The 16,535-nt window shown below is 46.6% G+C and carries 20 protein-coding genes; all 20 read right to left on the reverse strand.

Annotation, left to right across the window (positions count from 1 at the left end; genetic code table 11):
• Positions 1-3: 3 nt before the first annotated feature.
• From flhA to fliF, 20 genes are read right to left on the reverse strand one after another with little or no spacing between them, the layout of a single operon-like run.
• Positions 4-2,028 (reverse strand): flagellar biosynthesis protein FlhA, encoded by a 2,025-nt coding sequence (flhA, locus tag B3S86_RS08135; protein ID WP_290751359.1) that lies wholly within the window; start codon positions 2,026-2,028, stop codon positions 4-6.
• A gap of 14 nt (positions 2,029-2,042) precedes the next feature.
• Positions 2,043-3,134 carry a flagellar biosynthesis protein FlhB gene (gene flhB, locus B3S86_RS08140; RefSeq protein WP_035407021.1) on the reverse strand — a complete coding sequence of 364 codons (1,092 nt, stop codon included), beginning with the start codon at positions 3,132-3,134 and terminating at the stop codon, positions 2,043-2,045.
• Between the two features lie 4 nt (positions 3,135-3,138).
• Positions 3,139-3,906, reverse strand: a complete 768-nt coding sequence (fliR, locus tag B3S86_RS08145) for a flagellar biosynthetic protein FliR (RefSeq protein ID WP_035407018.1) — start codon at positions 3,904-3,906, stop codon at positions 3,139-3,141.
• The gene (gene fliQ / locus B3S86_RS08150) at positions 3,903-4,175 is read right to left on the reverse strand and encodes a flagellar biosynthesis protein FliQ (RefSeq protein ID WP_023468705.1); all 273 of its coding nucleotides are present in this window, start codon (positions 4,173-4,175) and stop codon (positions 3,903-3,905) included. The genes fliR and fliQ overlap by 4 nt, the downstream gene beginning before the upstream one ends.
• 11 nt (positions 4,176-4,186) lie before the next feature.
• A complete protein-coding gene (gene fliP, locus B3S86_RS08155) occupies positions 4,187-4,855 on the reverse strand; it encodes a flagellar type III secretion system pore protein FliP (protein WP_035407016.1) in 669 nt (222 codons plus the stop codon).
• Entirely contained in the window at positions 4,852-5,343 is a 492-nt protein-coding gene (locus B3S86_RS08160; RefSeq protein ID WP_035407011.1) for a flagellar biosynthetic protein FliO, read from the reverse strand. Before B3S86_RS08160 ends, fliP begins: the two co-directional genes overlap by 4 nt.
• Positions 5,340-5,705 carry a response regulator gene (locus tag B3S86_RS08165; RefSeq protein ID WP_035407009.1) on the reverse strand — a complete coding sequence of 122 codons (366 nt, stop codon included), beginning with the start codon at positions 5,703-5,705 and terminating at the stop codon, positions 5,340-5,342. Before B3S86_RS08165 ends, B3S86_RS08160 begins: the two co-directional genes overlap by 4 nt.
• A 12-nt stretch (positions 5,706-5,717) precedes the next feature.
• Positions 5,718-6,836 carry a flagellar motor switch phosphatase FliY gene (gene fliY, locus B3S86_RS08170; RefSeq protein WP_035407007.1) on the reverse strand — a complete coding sequence of 373 codons (1,119 nt, stop codon included), beginning with the start codon at positions 6,834-6,836 and terminating at the stop codon, positions 5,718-5,720.
• A gap of 1 nt (position 6,837) precedes the next feature.
• Complete coding sequence (gene fliM / locus B3S86_RS08175; RefSeq protein ID WP_029342065.1) at positions 6,838-7,821, reverse strand: flagellar motor switch protein FliM; 984 nt, start codon at positions 7,819-7,821, stop codon at positions 6,838-6,840.
• Positions 7,822-7,830: 9 nt separating this feature from the next.
• The gene (locus B3S86_RS08180) at positions 7,831-8,280 is read right to left on the reverse strand and encodes a flagellar basal body-associated FliL family protein (protein WP_035407004.1); all 450 of its coding nucleotides are present in this window, start codon (positions 8,278-8,280) and stop codon (positions 7,831-7,833) included.
• Positions 8,255-8,491, reverse strand: coding sequence for a flagellar FlbD family protein (locus B3S86_RS08185; RefSeq protein WP_035407001.1), 237 nt, complete (start codon positions 8,489-8,491; stop codon positions 8,255-8,257). The genes B3S86_RS08180 and B3S86_RS08185 overlap by 26 nt, the downstream gene beginning before the upstream one ends.
• The gene (gene flgG, locus B3S86_RS08190; RefSeq protein WP_035406998.1) at positions 8,488-9,339 is read right to left on the reverse strand and encodes a flagellar basal body rod protein FlgG; all 852 of its coding nucleotides are present in this window, start codon (positions 9,337-9,339) and stop codon (positions 8,488-8,490) included. Before flgG ends, B3S86_RS08185 begins: the two co-directional genes overlap by 4 nt.
• Positions 9,339-9,809 (reverse strand): flagellar hook capping FlgD N-terminal domain-containing protein, encoded by a 471-nt coding sequence (locus B3S86_RS08195; protein ID WP_035406995.1) that lies wholly within the window; start codon positions 9,807-9,809, stop codon positions 9,339-9,341. Before B3S86_RS08195 ends, flgG begins: the two co-directional genes overlap by 1 nt.
• Positions 9,802-10,920, reverse strand: coding sequence for a flagellar hook-length control protein FliK (locus B3S86_RS08200; protein WP_290751376.1), 1,119 nt, complete (start codon positions 10,918-10,920; stop codon positions 9,802-9,804). The genes B3S86_RS08195 and B3S86_RS08200 overlap by 8 nt, the downstream gene beginning before the upstream one ends.
• Before the next feature lie 13 nt (positions 10,921-10,933).
• Entirely contained in the window at positions 10,934-11,476 is a 543-nt protein-coding gene (locus B3S86_RS08205; protein WP_056062230.1) for a magnesium transporter MgtE N-terminal domain-containing protein, read from the reverse strand.
• Positions 11,473-11,907: a flagellar export protein FliJ gene (locus B3S86_RS08210; RefSeq protein ID WP_290751383.1), complete on the reverse strand. Its 435-nt coding sequence runs from the start codon at positions 11,905-11,907 to the stop codon at positions 11,473-11,475. Before B3S86_RS08210 ends, B3S86_RS08205 begins: the two co-directional genes overlap by 4 nt.
• Before the next feature lie 12 nt (positions 11,908-11,919).
• Complete coding sequence (gene fliI, locus B3S86_RS08215) at positions 11,920-13,215, reverse strand: flagellar protein export ATPase FliI (protein ID WP_290753250.1); 1,296 nt, start codon at positions 13,213-13,215, stop codon at positions 11,920-11,922.
• Between the two features lie 10 nt (positions 13,216-13,225).
• Positions 13,226-13,951, reverse strand: coding sequence for a FliH/SctL family protein (locus B3S86_RS08220; RefSeq protein WP_290751385.1), 726 nt, complete (start codon positions 13,949-13,951; stop codon positions 13,226-13,228).
• Positions 13,935-14,942, reverse strand: coding sequence for a flagellar motor switch protein FliG (gene fliG, locus B3S86_RS08225; RefSeq protein ID WP_035406978.1), 1,008 nt, complete (start codon positions 14,940-14,942; stop codon positions 13,935-13,937). Before fliG ends, B3S86_RS08220 begins: the two co-directional genes overlap by 17 nt.
• A 4-nt stretch (positions 14,943-14,946) precedes the next feature.
• Complete coding sequence (gene fliF, locus B3S86_RS08230) at positions 14,947-16,515, reverse strand: flagellar basal-body MS-ring/collar protein FliF (RefSeq protein ID WP_290751392.1); 1,569 nt, start codon at positions 16,513-16,515, stop codon at positions 14,947-14,949.
• Between the last annotated feature and the right edge of the window lie 20 nt (positions 16,516-16,535).

A 16,535-nucleotide genomic window follows, 5' to 3' on the forward strand; every position in this document is an offset into this window, starting at 1 on the left:
CTCTTAAATCACCCCAATACTCTTGACTTCGATCGTCGGCATTAATTCGTTATAGGACAAAATCGGAATATCTGGAAAATAGCGTTCTGTCAATTGACGAACGAACATCCGGATACTTGGAGAAGTCAGGATGATCGGATGCGCCCCGTATCGTTCGAATTCCATTGCTCGCTCTTGCAACGTCTCGATGAAACGTGTCGCCTTTTCGGGATCAAGCGCTAAATAATTACCGAACTCAGTCTTTTGGATGGCCGACTGGATATCCAGTTCCATCTCACTTGAGATCGTCACGACGTGCAAGACATCTCCTTGCATGACCTGTTCCGTAATTTGACGCGATAAGGATTGACGAACATATTCCGCGAGCAATTCGCTGTCTTTCGTCACAGCTGCATAGTCTGCGAGCGTTTCGAAAATCAATGGTAGATTTCGAATCGAGACTTTTTCTTTTAGTAATTGAACGAATACTTTTTGAAGTTCACCGATCGATAACAGCTGTGGTGTGACTTCTTCGACTAGAATCGGATGCGATTCCTTCAAATGGTCGACCAATTGTTTCGTCTCTTCTCGTCCGAGTAATTCAGCGGCATGTTTCTTCAAGAGCTCCGTCAAATGTGTCGCGACGACAGATGGTGGATCAACGACCGTATACCCTGACATCTCTGCTCGACTACGTGTCTGTTCATCAATCCAGAGTGCTGGCATACCAAAGGCTGGTTCGACCGTTTCGATACCTCGAATTTCTGGATCATCGACACCTGGGCTCATCGCTAAGTAATGATCCAGTAAAAGCTCACCACTTGCCATCTCACTTCCGCGAATCTTGATTCGATACTGGTTCGGGGATAACTGCAGATGATCGCGAATCCGAACGGTCGGTAGAACGAATCCAAGTTCAAGCGCTAGCTGCCGACGAATCATGACGACACGATCGAGTAAATCGCCGCCTTGGGCTTCATCAGCGAGTGGAATCAATCCGTAACCGAATTCGAATTCAATCGTATCGACATTGAGTAAGGAAATGACTGATTCGCTTGATCGTAAGTTTTCACTCGGTGCTTCTTCGACCGCAACTTCTTCTTGCATCGTCTTCGTCGTCTGCTTCATCCGCCAAGCGAAGAAGCCGAACAGGGCTGCAATCGGCATCGTGACGTAGTCGGGAATCGCCGTGAACAATCCGAGAAAGAAGATCGCCCCAGCTGCGATTCCGACAAGTAAAGGTGTCCGTGCCAATTGACCGATGACATCCTCACCGAGGTTTCCGTCTGAAGTCGAGCGCGTGACGATGATCCCGGTCGCCACCGAAATTAAAAGGGCTGGGATTTGACTGACAAGACCGTCTCCGACCGTCAGTAACGTGTACAGTTCGACTGAATCTGCCATCGGTAAACCTTGCTGAACGACACCGATGATCATTCCGAAGATTAAGTTGATGATGACGATGATGATCCCGGCGATCGCATCTCCTTTAACGAACTTCGAGGCACCATCCATCGCACCGTAAAAGTCTGCTTCAGACTGGATTTTTTGGCGGCGGGTCCGAGCTTGTAATTCATCGATCATACCGGAATTCAAATCGGCATCGATCGCCATCTGTTTCCCTGGCATCGCATCAAGCGTAAAACGTGCCGACACTTCCGAGACCCGTTCCGAACCCTTCGTGATGACGAGGAACTGGATTAAGACGAGAATCAAGAAGACGACGAAGCCGACGAGCGGCTTACCGCCGACCACGAAGTTACCGAAAGCCTCGATGACTTCGCCACCGTTTCCGTTTGACAGGATTGCCCGTGTCGTCGAGACGTTAAGCGCAAGACGAAACAAGGTAACGATCAATAACAATGTCGGAAAGACAGAAAACTCTAGTGCCTCTTTGGCATTCATCGCAACGAGTAATACCATCAAGGCAATGAGAATATTGATGATGATTAAAAAGTCGAGCATGATAGCGGGCAGTGGAATGACGAGCATGAAGACGATCATGATGACGCCTAGCAGGACCGTTAAATCTCTTGTTGATATACTCATGATGCTTCATCCTTTCATTTTGCTTGTTTCAGTTGATAGACAAAGGCGAGTGTTTCAGCGAGCGCCTGATAGAACGTTTCATCCACTGCCATACCAATTTCTGATTGAGCGAACAACGCCCGCGCGAGCGGACGGTTTTCAACAATCGGGACCTCAGCTGCTGTCGCCTTCTCCCGAATCCGGAACGCGACAGCATCTACGCCTTTCGCAACGACGATCGGTGCCATATGTTTACCGTCATCGTATTGGATTGCTACCGCATAATGGGTCGGGTTCGTGATAACGACGTCGGCATTTGGTATTTCTTGCATCATCCGCCGCATCGCCATCTCCCGTTGTTGTTGTTTAATCTTTCCTTTGATTTGAGGGTCACCCTCTGTGTTTTTATGCTCATCCTTTAAATCCTGCTTACTCATTCGGATCGACTTCTCGAAATCAAATTTCTGATAGGCAAAATCAAGAATGGCTAATGCAATCAAGGCGATACTGACCGATAAACCGAGTAAAAATGTTAAATGACCAATGATAGCTAACGCATCGCCAATCGGTTCAGAGGTCAATCTCGAAATCTCGACCTTGTTGTTCCATAAGACTGTTCCACTTGTTACACCGATCACCAGCAGTTTAAAGACCGATTTCAAAAACTCGACGAGTGCTTTGACGCTCACAATCCGTTTGACGCCTTGAAGCGGATTGATCCGGTCCAGTTTCGGCTGAATCGCCTCACCGCTTAAGAGCACACCGATTTGGACGAAGTTTCCGAGAATACCAATCACGACCGCTGTTAAAAAGAAAGGTGCGACTAAAATCCCCATTTGCATCAGCATCTCGATGAGAATCTGTTCAACTCGTCCTTCTTCAACCGCTTGCAGGACTTGACTAGCACTAAGACCATCTTGCAGGACGAGAACGAAACGCCGTCCTAGAAACGGACCAAAAAAATAGAGGACGAGAAACATGGCGAACAACATGAAACTGCTTGTTAAATCTGCTGATTTTGCGACTTGTCCCTTCTTACGGGAGTCATCCCGCTTTCGAGGTGTCGCCTTTTCCGTCTTTTCACCAGCGAAATACTGAAGATCAAGGCGTAATCGATATGAATGCATGTCCTCAACCTCCTAGTAATCGAATGGCATCTGCAAGTACATCCTGCAACAACGGAACGAATCGACCGATTCCTGTGATCGTTGCACCTGCTAATAAAAATAGAATCACATATCCCATCAGCAGTTTGACGGAAAAACCAATTGCAAAAATGTTGAACTGAGGTGCCGTCTTCGCTAAGAAACCGAGTGCGAGATCCACTAAAAAAAGGGAAACGACAAGTGGCATCGCCATTTGTAACGCAGTTAACATGGCAAGCCCAACGACCCGAATGACAAGACTCATCCCAGCGTCGCCCGATACCGCAAGCAGACTGCCCGGCGGAAAGATTTGAAAACTCGTGTAGATTCCGTCAAGCAGGATTAAATGCATATCAGAAGCGAGTAGAACAAGTAACGTCAACATGTAATAAAATCGTCCGACGATCGGTGACTGTCCACCAAACATCGGGTCATAAGCGGAAGCCATCGCGAGACCCATCTGCAAATCGATGATCGAACCAGCAATTTGTGGCGCATACAATAAAAAACTAGCAAGTAAACCAAGCGCTAGACCCACTAAAACTTCCGTTCCCATCCGAAAGAAAAAATCGAAGTCTTCTACTCGAACGTCTGTCTTTACAGCGTAACTCGCAAAGTAAGCAAGACCGGCCGCAAGCGCTAATTTATGTTGCGCTGGTAATTGCTTTGAGGAAAACAATGGAGCCGCGACAAGAAAACCGACGATTCGTCCAAAGACGAGCAAAAAAACACTCAGGAAAGATAATAACGTCATTTGCGGGAAACCTCAGCGATTTGCTTAAATAAGTCAATCGTAAAGGTCTGTAATTCCTGCATGATCCATGGTCCGAAAAAAACGAGTGCTAAAAATACGGCAACGATCTTTGGAACGAACGATAGCGTCTGTTCCTGAATCTGTGTCGTCGCCTGCAAAATACTGACGAGCAGACCGACGACGAGCGAGACCAGTAATAAGGGAGCTGATACTTTTAGTAATGTCCAGACAGCAGAGCTTGCCAACTGAATAATCATTTCTTGAGTCATCTTCTCTCCCCCTAACGCATACTGACGAGCAGTGATTCAACGATCAGGTGCCAGCCATCGACTAAAATAAATAACAAAAGTTTAAACGGTAAGGCAATCATGACCGGCGGTAACATCATCATCCCCATCGACATCAAGACACTCGAGACGACCATATCAATGACAAGGAATGGAATGAAGATCATGAATCCGATTTGAAAAGCCGTCTTCAATTCACTAATCGCATATGCTGGAACGAGTGCGACGAGTGGGATATCTTCAATCTTTTTCGGTTTTTCATAATTGCCGTATTTTAAGAACAACTCTAAATCATTCGTTCGCGTGTGTTTTGACATGAATCGCTTCATCGTATCCCCAGCTTTATCAAATGCCTCATCTTGACTGATTTTATCTGCCATATACGGTTTCAAGGCTGTCGTGTTCAATTCTGATAAAACGGGTGACATGACGAACAGCGTGATGAACAGTGCCAGTCCAACGAGTAGCTGGTTCGGCGGCGTTTGTTGTGTTCCAAGGGCAGAACGGACAAAAGACAACACGACGACGACACGCGTAAAACAAGTCATCAAGATCAGTAATGAAGGGGCTAACGACAATAATGTCAGCAATACGAGTAGTTTGATCGATGTCGCCGTTCCTGAAGGAGTATCAAGTGAGATTAGATTTTCAATCGTGTTCATGAGCGTCCTCGATTCTTTTGCAATTGTTCGAGTTGTTGTTTGAACGTCTCAAGAAACGGTGAAGATCCCGTTTTAGATGAAGACTCTTCAAGATCCATCGGCTCATATCCCTCTAAATCATCAAGTGTATCTAACAACTGTACGTTCTCTCCAACACCTACGACATAAATCCTGTCCTGCACCTTCACTAACTGGACGGATCGATCCTTTCCTAGTGGTACACCACCTAGGTGAGTCAATCGACCAGAATGTCTCACACCTCGTGTCCGTTCATGAATGAATCGTGTCACAAGGATGAATCCGCCGATCAAAACGACGAGAACGACGACTCCTTTGAAGATAGTCAACGCCATGGAAGGACTCTCATCGACTTGCTGAGTCGTTGGTGTATCGCTCTGAGTTGGATTCAATTTTTCTTCGACTGTTTCCGCTTGCACAGGAAGCGCAAGCAGAAACAGGAGACAAATCAGCAAAGTCACTTTTTTCATGACGAGACAGTTTTCGAGACCGCTTCAAGCACACGATCCGCTTGGAACGGTTTAACGATGAAATCTTTTGCACCTGCTTGAATCGCATCGATGACCATCGACTGTTGCCCCATCGCTGAACACATGATGACTTTAGCGGCAGGGTTAAATGCTTTGATTTCTTTAAGCGCAGAGATTCCGTCCATTTCAGGCATCGTAATGTCTAGCGTGACGAGGTCCGGTGTCAATTCCTTGTACTTAGAGACCGCTTCGCGTCCGTTTTCTGCTTCACCGACGACATCATAGCCGTTCTTCGATAAGATTTCCTTGATCATCATCCGCATGAAAGCGGCGTCGTCTACGATTAATACTTTTGCACTCATATTAGTTCCTCCTTAGAACATCCGAAGACGTTCTTTTGTATTTACGATTTCTGTAATGCGTACACCGAAGTTTTCTTCGATGACGACCACTTCACCTGTTGCGATCAATGTATTGTTGACGAGAACGTCAACCGGTTCTCCTGCCAGTTTATCCAGCTCAATCACGGAACCTTGTGTCAATTCCAATATGTCACGAACGGAGCGACGTGTCCGTCCTAACTCAACCGTGACGTTCAACGGAACGTCATATAACATCCCAATATTTCCTGGCGTACCCTCTACTTCCATCTCACCTAATTGGCTGAATTGAACCGGACTGACACCGACTGGCGTTGCTTTCGGTTCAGGTGATGCAACTGTAGTTTGTTGTGCCATTGCTGGTGCCGATGGTGGTGATGGTGATGGTTGTGCTTGCTCCGTTACTTGTGGTGCAGGCTCTGCTTGTTGAGTCGTACTCGCGCTAAAGAGTTTTTGAATCAATTGTTTCGAGAAGTCCAGTGGTGCTAATTGAACGATTTTTGAATCGATCATCGTGCCAATCTTAAGATCAAACTCGATGATGACCATGTTCTCCCAAAGAGAAAAGCTATCGACGATACTCTTATCTTGAGAAAAGTCGAAGATTTCAACTGCTGGCGGCGAAATATCGATTCGCATCGAGAATACAGTCGACATCGAGGTAGCAGCTGCTCCCATCATCTGGTTCATCGCTTCCTGTACGGCAGATAGAGCAATCGGGTCCATCTCCAGTGACTCGTCGATGACGCCATCGCCTCCCATCATCAGGTTCGCGATGACGGAAGCATCTCGCTGTGTCAGGATCAGGACGTTTTCTCCTTTGAATCCTTCCGTATAACCGACACGTAGCGCGACGTGCGGGATCGGATAACGACTGCGTAATTCTTCCATGGAGATCATTCGGACGTGCGGTGTCGTAATCTCTACTTTTTGATTCAACAATGCCGATAAGGCCGTTGCCGAATTACCAAGTGAGATATTTCCGACCTCCCCTAATGCATCAATCTCCATGTCATCTAGTATTTCCTTTACGTCTGGCTCTTGCGGTTCATCGGTGGATGGCGTTCCGCGTAATAACGCATCGATTTCATCTTGCGAAAGCATATCGCTCATGTTATTCCTCCTCAATTCGTTGTAAGACTTGCAAAGCGAGGTGTTTCCCGTTTAATCCCGGTCGCGCCTTGAACATCTTCCGGTCGTCGACGAATACATCGACGGCATCCGAGGCTCGTGTCTTCAGGGATAAACAATCGCCTACTTCGAGGTGTAACAATTCACCAAACGAAAGCTCTGTTTGGCCGAGCACTGCTTTTAAATCGACGACGGAACTCATCAACTGCGTTTGCATGTGTTCAGACTCTTGATTATCTGCTGTCGTTCGCTTTTCTTGTTGCATCCAATAATGACTTGATAATTTCGGAAGAACGGATTCAAGGGTCACGAACGGCAAGCAGACATTCAACGTACCGCTCACTTCTCCGACCGTTACGTAAATCGAGACGAGAATGACTGTCTCATTTGGAGAGACCAGTTGCAGAAACTGCGGATTGATTTCCAAATCATCGTATTCCGCTTCGACTTCTGTTACCGACTCCCAAGCCGCCCCGTATTGAACGAAGGCACGCTTGAACAGTTGTGTTAGTATACGTGTCTCGATTTCCGTCAAATTCTCGATCTTGTTCATTCCTTCACCTGGTCCCCCAAGTAAACGATCGAGCATCGCATAGGCGATGTTCGGATTGACTTCAAATAAGACTTTTCCATCGAGCGGATGAAGATTGACTAGATTGATCAACGTCATGTTCGGAATGGAATGAATGAATTCATCATACGGAAGTTGTTCGACCGTATTAACCGTGAACTGAACATATGTCCGAAGTTGTGCAGAAAAATGTGTCGTCAAGACTCGGGCGAACTGTTCATGAATACGCGTCAAATTCCGTAATTGATCTTTTGAGAAACGGAGTGCTCGTTTAAAGTCATAGACCTTGACTCGACGCTGCTCCTCTTGACTTCGGATTTCCTCGACTTCCATATCTCCGCTTGAAATGGCTGATAGCAAGGCATCGATTTCATGTTGGGATAATACTTCGCTCATGCTGCCACCTCACTGGATGATTTTTTTCGTCGTGTAGACACGCTGGACATCGCCTTCTTGGATGAGCTTTTTGAATTGCATCCGTAACCGCTCTTCAAGCTTCTCCATATCCGCTTTTGAGTCTAAGTCCGACTTTTTCATAGCCGAAAGGTCACCCAAGATGATGTTATTGATTTGAAACTTTCGTAATTCTAAATCGTCACGCGTTGCTTGATCATCGGTGACGATCGTGAACTGGACATTTAAGAAACGTTCGTCAGCGATGTTCGTTGTCAAGTCGTCCGTTTGCAGACTTCGTGCATCAAGTTCTTCACCTGTCGGTTGTTCAACTTTTGCTTCCGTCGTGTCATTTGCTAAAAAATAATTCATGATCATGTATCCTGCCCCGATCATCAATGCTGCAACAATGATCATGATCAAGGGGATTTTCAGTTTACTCTTCTTCTTTTCCTCGGCCATCTTCGAGCCTCCTTACACTGTTCAAGCCCGCTAATCCGATTTGTTGATAAAAAGCGATTGCGATTGCTTTGACCTCTTCCATTGATTCCTTCACGACATAAATCTGTCCTCCGATGAGTTGAATCGTCGTATCCGGTGTAGAACGGACGGATTCGATCAACACGGCGTTCAGTACGAGTGGTGCGTTACGTAACGTCGTTAACGTGATCATCGTTTCAAATTGACCAGTTCCTCAAGAACCTGGTCCGATGTCGTGATGATTCGTGTATTCGCCTGGAAACCACGTTGAGCAATGATCATCTCCGTGAATTCTTCTGATAAGTCGACGTTCGACATCTCAAGCGTTCCCGACGTCAACTGTCCCATTCCGTTCAAGCTCGGTGTTCCGAGTACCGGTGGACCTGAGTTCTGTGATGCGGCGAATACGTTGACACCTGATTTTTCTAGACCACCCGGGTTAGCAAAGTTCGCGATCGTGATATAACCGACGTTTTGCAATGCTCCCGTCGTATCGACGTAAGTGACGAGACCGTCTTTACCAATCGATAAGTTACGTGCATCCGTTGGTACTTTTAGTTTTTGGAATCCTGCACCACCTGCTTCCGGGAGTGGTACTGGCGGAGTACCGTTTGCAGCTGCTTGTGTCCCGGTACCGATTAAGTAGTTTCCGTCACCTGTAACTAAGTTTCCATCAAGATCCGTATAGAAGTTACCTGAACGGGTATAACGAATCCCTTCCGCCGTGACGACCTGGAAGAATCCTTCCCCAGAGATCCCGACATCGAGGACGCGACCTGTATTCTGAAGCGCACCTTGGTTATACACATTATCGACTGTTGACATCGATGCTCCAAGACCGACCTGTTTCGGGTTCGTCCCACCGACATTGCCGCCTGCACCAGATGATGAGCCGACCGATTGACTGACGAGGTCTTTAAACGTCACCCGTCCTTTTTTATAACCGAACGTGTTGACGTTCGCGATGTTATTCCCGACGACATCCAGTTTTGTCTGGAAGTTCTTAAGCCCACTGATTCCTGAATACATTGAACGTAACATTATTTTTCCTCCTTTGATTGAATCTGCGTCAACTCGTAAACACTGATCTGTTTTCCGTTCGATAGTTCGGCCATGATATCCAGCCCATCCCGTTTTACACTAACGACACTGGCTGTCTCTTCGACGGTGGTCGTCTGCTCAGCACCTGAAGCATCCGTCGTCTTCGACTCCGCTTCATAACTGACTTTTTTACCAATCAGATTGCTGTAGGACAGCAATGCTGTTGCATGTTGGTTCAAGACCATCGTATCCATCGTCTTCCCGATTGCTTGCATCTGTTCCAGCGAAGAAAACTGGGCCATTTGAGCGATGAAATCCTTGTCTTCCATCGGTGCTGTTGGATCCTGATTCGAAAGCTGGGCAATCAGAATTTTCATGAACATATCCTTATCCATCGCTTTATTCGTCGGTACCTGTGATTTTTCAGGAAGCTGGTATGAACTACTATCCGTTTTGATTGCGTCAGTCATCGTCTTCCTCCTCTTCTTCGTCTACTGGAACGGGTGTCTCTTGATACGGTGACTCATGCTCCTGCTGATCACGTGTGAAAGATTGTTGGAACTCCCGCGCACTCGAAGCAATCATCCCCGTCTCGATCTTTACGACTGGTGTCTGTTGATGCAAGACGGTTTGTAATTTCCCAAGTTGTTGCTCGATTGATTGTTTTGCTTGCTCGGTGCTCGCAAATAGTTTGACAGTCAATGCCCCTTCTTTACGATCGAGTTGAACGACAACCTCACCAAGTTGCTCTGGGTACAGGCGAATCGACAATCGTGTGGACCCATCCGCACCTTTTATGAATGGTGCTTGCTGCAGTGCGGCTTCAATCCGTTGTTGAATCTGTTCTGGGACAGGTAGCGGCACTGGACGAATCGTTTGCAACGGAGTGCCTCTGTAAATCGGCATACTCATCGGAGGCGGTGCGGCTTTTCCTTCTGGATCGACGGGCATGGTCGCTTTTCGCATGAGTGAAGCGAATGCTAACGGAAGCGGTGTTTTTCCTTTTGCCTGCTCGGCTACAGCTACAGTGTCCGGCTTGATCGTTTCGACAACAGAACCAGTTTGCGGGAGTGTCTGTTTCACTGGCATCGCAGAAACCACTCCGTCCATTGTTGAAACTGGCGACTGCTTTAACATGTTCGTGTCATAATCTTTTACTTTGATCGTATCATTCGTCATTGTCTGCAAGACGAACTGTTGAAGTGATGGTGGCAATTGATCGAACTGACCTTTCGCCTGCTCCATATTTCCTTCGAGCAATTGTTTGACGAACGCTAGAAGTTGCTCCATTTTCTTTGGGTCTTGTTTTAACGCCTCTACTTCTGGTTGTTTCAGTAAGGAGAGAATCTCATCCGGCTGGTCTACAAGTTGTTGCATCCAGTCCGGTAAGGGTTGCGTCTCCGTTTCCGGCTCGAGTGTCATCGCATCCGCTGAGACTGATGACGGTAACGCCGTCGGCAGTTTTGTCAGATAATCAAGTAATGAGGCGAATTGACCACCAACCGTAGTCATCTCTCCTTTTTTTCCTGATCCTGTATTTAAGGTCGGGAAGGATGGTTGTGTTACTTCCGTCATGTTCATCAGGCTTCCCTCCTTACTTCGTCGCGAGTAACTGTGTCAAGGCGGCTGCTTTCTTAGCATCCATCTTGGCAATGATCGCCGCCTGTTGTTCCGCATCGATGTCCTCGATGATTGGTACGACTTCGGTCGGACTGAGTTCATTTAAAATCAGCGCAGCATCCTTTGGTGCCATTTCAGCATATACATCCGTCACGGATGCTGTTTTTTTCTTCGTCGTTTTTGTTTGATCCGTTGTTTGCGCAGGTGTCTGTTTTAACTGATCCCTCTCAGCAATCAAACGTTCAACTTCCTGCTCTTTCGCTTTTAAGGTATCCGATTGTTCCTTACTTTGATTGCGTAATTTTTTGATCTCTTGATTCGCTACTTTCAGACGACGTTCGAGTTCTGCTGATGGATTCGCCTGATTCGTAGTCGTTTTTTCGGTTGCGAACGGTAAGGATAGTAGTGGACGTCCATTCGCATAATTCAATACGAAATAAGCCGTCAACAAGATTAAAATCAAAGGAATGACCAATAAAGGTAAAATCCACCCTTTTGATGTTTTATTTTCACTCATATCATCCGTCCTCTTCCAAACTGTAACAATGCCAGTTCATCTAATTGATTTTGTTCCGTCAATGCTTCGATTCGTTTCGTTTCGACTGAATGATTCTCTTGGAGACGACTAAATTTCTTCTCTTCGATTAACGCTCGTTCGAGTGCTTCTTGTGTACGTTCGTAACGATTTTTCGATTGTGTCACGTACAATTGCTGTCGTTCGATTTCCTGCTTCACGACATCCCGAGCGCGTTCTCGATATTGCGAAGACGTCAGTTCCACGACGCCAATCTCATCTTGTGCCTTCAGAAAGGACTCATATCGAACGAGCAGATGATATAATTTTTCGACTTCAAGCTCATATTGCTTTTTATGAAGGCTCAGTTCTTTAGCGACGCGATCCTTCTCCGCTTCAGCTAAAGGAATGATTCGTTCATAGATCGTCTTCATCATTCGTCCTCCTTACTGAATCGTTGCCATGAGTTGATGACAAGCCGCTTCGAAATCACTGTCTTCATGAATTTGTTGTTTCAAGAAACGAATCAGCTCCGGATACGTATCGACGGCACGGTCAATTTCCGGGTTCGTTCCTGTTTTGTATGCTCCGATATTGATTAAGTCCTCCGAATCGAGATACGTCGATAACAATTGTCGAAATGCGACAGCAGCGGTCTTTTGTTCAGATGTCGTAATTTGATTCATGACACGGCTGATGGACCGTAAGACATGAATCGCTGGGAACTGCCCTTTGTTCGCAAGGTTACGATCCAGAACGAAGTGACCGTCTAAGATCCCTCGTACGGCGTCGGCGATTGGTTCATTCATGTCGTCTCCATCGACGAGGACTGTGTAGAAAGCAGTAATCGAACCGTCTTGTGTTTTCCCGCTCCGTTCAAGTAGCTGAGGAAGCAGAGCGAATACGCTTGGTGTATATCCTTTCGACGCAGGGGGTTCACCTGTTGCAAGACCGATTTCCCGCTGTGCCATCGCAAAACGAGTAACTGAGTCCATCATCAAGACCACATTTTTCCCTTGATCTCGAAAATATTCAGCGATTGCCGTTGCCGTATAGGCACCTTTTAGACGAACAAGTGGAGGTTGATCGCTCGTTGCTACGACTAAAATAGATCGTTTCATCCCCTCTTCACCAAGTTCTGCCTCTACAAATTCCTTGACTTCACGTCCTCGTTCACCAATCAAAGCGATGACATTGATGTCTGCTGTCGATCGTTTCGCGATCATCCCGAGTAATGTCGATTTTCCGACACCTGATCCTGCGAACAAACCCACACGTTGTCCTTGACCGACTGTCAACAGTCCATCAATGGCACGAATGCCAGTCGAGAGAACATCACTGATGCGAGGACGTTCGAGTGGACTAGGTGGTTTACGAACGATCGATGTCGTGCGTAAATTTTCTAATGACTCACCATCTAGTGGTCTTCCTAGACCATCAAGCACCTTACCAATCAGTTCGTTCCCTACTGGAACGTGGAGTGGTTTTCCTGTCGCAAGAACAATCGAGCCTGGAGCAATCGATGTCGTTTCACCGTATGGCATGAGTAGGACATGCCCTTCTCTAAATCCGACGACTTCTGCTTCGATTGTCTGACGTTGTTGGATTTGGATTAAACACCGCTCACCGATTGCCACTGCTGTCGGTCCTCGCGATTCGATCATCAACCCGATCACTTGGACGACCTTACCAGAGTGCTGTACAAGTTCTTCTGAGCGAATTTCTCGAACCGCGGCCTGCATCGCATTGAGATTAAACATGATGTAAAACCTCATTGATTTTGGTTTGCAATGCTTCAAAGCCACTGGTTAAACCGCCAGTGATCGCTCCATTCTCCGAATCAATCCGATAATCGCGTGCCTTTAACGCTGGATCAAATCGCAATTGAATCGTTGCGTTGGCACCTAGAACGCCTTGTAGTCGTTCTTCAAGTAACACGACCCGTTCAAAATCCGCCGGTGACGCATAGATGATGATTTTTTCACGATCGCGGAACTGAATGATCAATTGATGTAACAATTGGTATAACGCTTCTTCCTCTTCATCATGTAACTGTTCTAAAAATTGATGTGTCACTTGGAGTCCGAGGACACATAATTCATGTTCTAGTCGCATCAATCGTTCTTGACTCTGCTCTTCTAGGCGATCAGCAAACGAATTCGTTTTGGCAATCCGCTCTTCAAACGTTGCTTGTCCTTCCGCATGTCCTGTTTCAAATCCAGCTTGATACCCTTGTTGACGTGCTTCTTCTAACGCTTGAAGGCGTTCTTGCTCGAACTGCTGTTGACGCTGTTCGAAATCTAGGAGCATCGCCTGTCTAAGGCGCTCTAACTCAGCGTGTCCTTCTGCCATCTTCTCTTCGTAGAATGTATCTGGAACGATCGTAGGCTCTTCCTGACTAGTCCGAACCTGCACGAGCGTTCGCTCCTGTCGTTCAATTACTGCTTGTCTTTTGATGACGTTAGACAACAATATCATCTCCTCCACCACGAGCAACGACGATCTCACCCATGTCCTCTAAGCGGCGGATGATTCCGACGATTCGACTTTGAGCTTCTTCGACGTCTCGGAGACGCACAGGACCCATGAATTCCATGTCCTCTTTGAACGACTCGACCATCCGTTGTGACATGTTGCGATAGACCATGTCTTTGACATCGTCTGACGATACTTTGAGTGCCAATAGTAAATCCTCGTTTGAGACTTCGCGAATGATTCGCTGTATCGCCCGAGCATCGAGTGTGACGATGTCTTCGAAGACGAACATCCGTTTTTTGATTTCTTCCGCAAGTTCTGGATCCTGAATCTCGAGCGTATCGAGAATCGTTCGTTCCGTTGTGCGGTCGACGCCATTTAATACTTGAACGACAGCCTCGATGCCTCCCGATTGAGCAAAATCTTGCATCCCTGCTTGTGATAGATTCCGTTCAAGAATTTGTTCTACCTCGCTGATGATTTCCGGATTCATCCGGTCCATCGTCGCAATCCGTCTTGCTACATCGGACTGTGCTTCTGCCGGGAGCTCCGAGAGAATCTGACCTGATTTTGCAGGATCGAGATGAGCAAGAACAAGTGCGATCGTTTGTGGATGTTCATTTTGAATGAAGTTCAGAAGCTGTTTCGGATCTGCCTTGCGTGCAAACTCAAACGGACGGACTTGTAACGTCGACGTCAGGCGATAGATGAGTTCCATCGCTTTTTCTTCGCCAAGTGCTTTTTCAAGGACAGATTTAGCAAATCCGATTCCACCTTGCGTGATATAGTTCTGCGCCATCGCTAGTTCATGAAACTCATCAAGGACGACTAACTTCTCTTCTGGATCAATCCGTTTCATGCTAGAGATTTGAAGGGTTAACCATTCCATCTCTTCTTCCGATAAATGTTTATATACACTGGCAGCGACTTCAGGACCTAACGAAATCATGAGAATCGCAGCCTTTTCACGACTGTTCATTTCTAGCTTCTTCATCTCATCAATCCTCCGCTAACCAAGTACGTAATAATTTTGCGAACTCATCCGGATTAGACGCGGCGAGTTTCTCAAGCTGTTTGCGTTTGACCGCACCATCGCTTGTATCTTCTGTTGAGAGTTCAGGAATTTCGGTTTCGATCGGCGTCCATTCCTCAAGTTCTTCGATTTCATTCGCTCTCCGTCGACGCATGAGGAGAATGACTGCTCCAATGACGAGGATTGCTGCACCACCAAGCGCGAACCATACCCACATCGGTGTCATTGTCGTCGTTTTCGTCGCCGTCGTTGTTTTAGCGAACGGTCGAGACATGACAACGACTTTATTAGCAAGTTCTGCATCCGTCAGCGTCGTTTTCGCATCCGTCTTCGTTAACGACGTCCGGATGATGGAATACATCATCGTTTGTAAATCCGTCTGTAATTGCGGATCGATTTGATTTTGACCTTTTGGCGGCTCGACGATGATTTGAATTCCTAAATCCCGAATTTCATAAGGAGCACCTGTAATCTGTTTCGTGATGCGATTGACTTCATAGTTGATGATGTCGTGCGTCTTCTCACTCGTATCACCGGTCGTTCCAGTACCTGCTGGGAAGTTCGTCGTCTCATTTTGTCCCGTACCTGCTGTTCCGGCATTCGCAGACCCTGTATACGCCTCTGCTACTTTTTCTGCCGATGTGACAATCCCTTCGATTTTATCGGGATCTACTGGTTCAACAAGCTTTTGTTCTTCCTGACGTTTCGTGACATCGACATCTGCCGTAACCGAAACGAGTGCTTTTTGTGGACCGAGAACGACAGACAACATTTGTTGAATCTGTTTACGTAAATCGTTTTCCGTCGTTTTTTTCAGCGCCATCGGATCTGTCCCGCCCGCTGTTTGCGTAGCGTTACCTGGCTCGTAGTACGTAAAGTACTGATCCATGATCGTAATATTTTCTTCTTTTAAGTTCGGGATACTCTTTGCAATCAGATGGTAAAGACCTTGGACTGTTTGATTGTTCAGATTACTACCCGCACTAGAAGTCAAGACGACAGAAACCGTTGAAGATTCTTTTTCATCGGAGAGAAAGACGCTCTTTTCTGGAAGAGTAATCATGACTTTTGCAGACTCGATTCCGTTAACTTGTGTAATCAAGTTTTCAAGTTCTGTCTGCATCGTATCGCGTTCAAGAATATTCATTTCTTTATCTGTCGTACCAAATCCAGCATTCTCACTAAAGAAGGAATAATCAATCTGACCAGACTTCGGAATACCTGCCGTTGCTAATTCGACTTTCAAGTTTTCCACGTTTGCTTCCGGAACGAGAATCGTCACACCGTTTGCTGAGCTGACGACTTCCGACGCGATTCCATCCTCATTTAGCTTTTCTGTTACTTGCCCTGCCTCTTGAGGTGACAATTTCGAATAAAGTGGCGTCATCGTTGGTTTAGATAACCAGATAGTGGCGACAATCAACGCTGCTAAAACGACGACGATGCTTCCAAGAATCATCGCTTTTTTCGCAAGTGACCACTCTTTCCATGTCGTATTCATAGCTCCGAATCGAGCTTTTATTCGTTCGTTCATTCAACATCTCCCACGCTTTC

The organism is Exiguobacterium sp. UBA3968, from assembly GCF_002385115.1.
GTDB lineage: Bacteria > Bacillota > Bacilli > Exiguobacteriales > Exiguobacteriaceae > Exiguobacterium_A.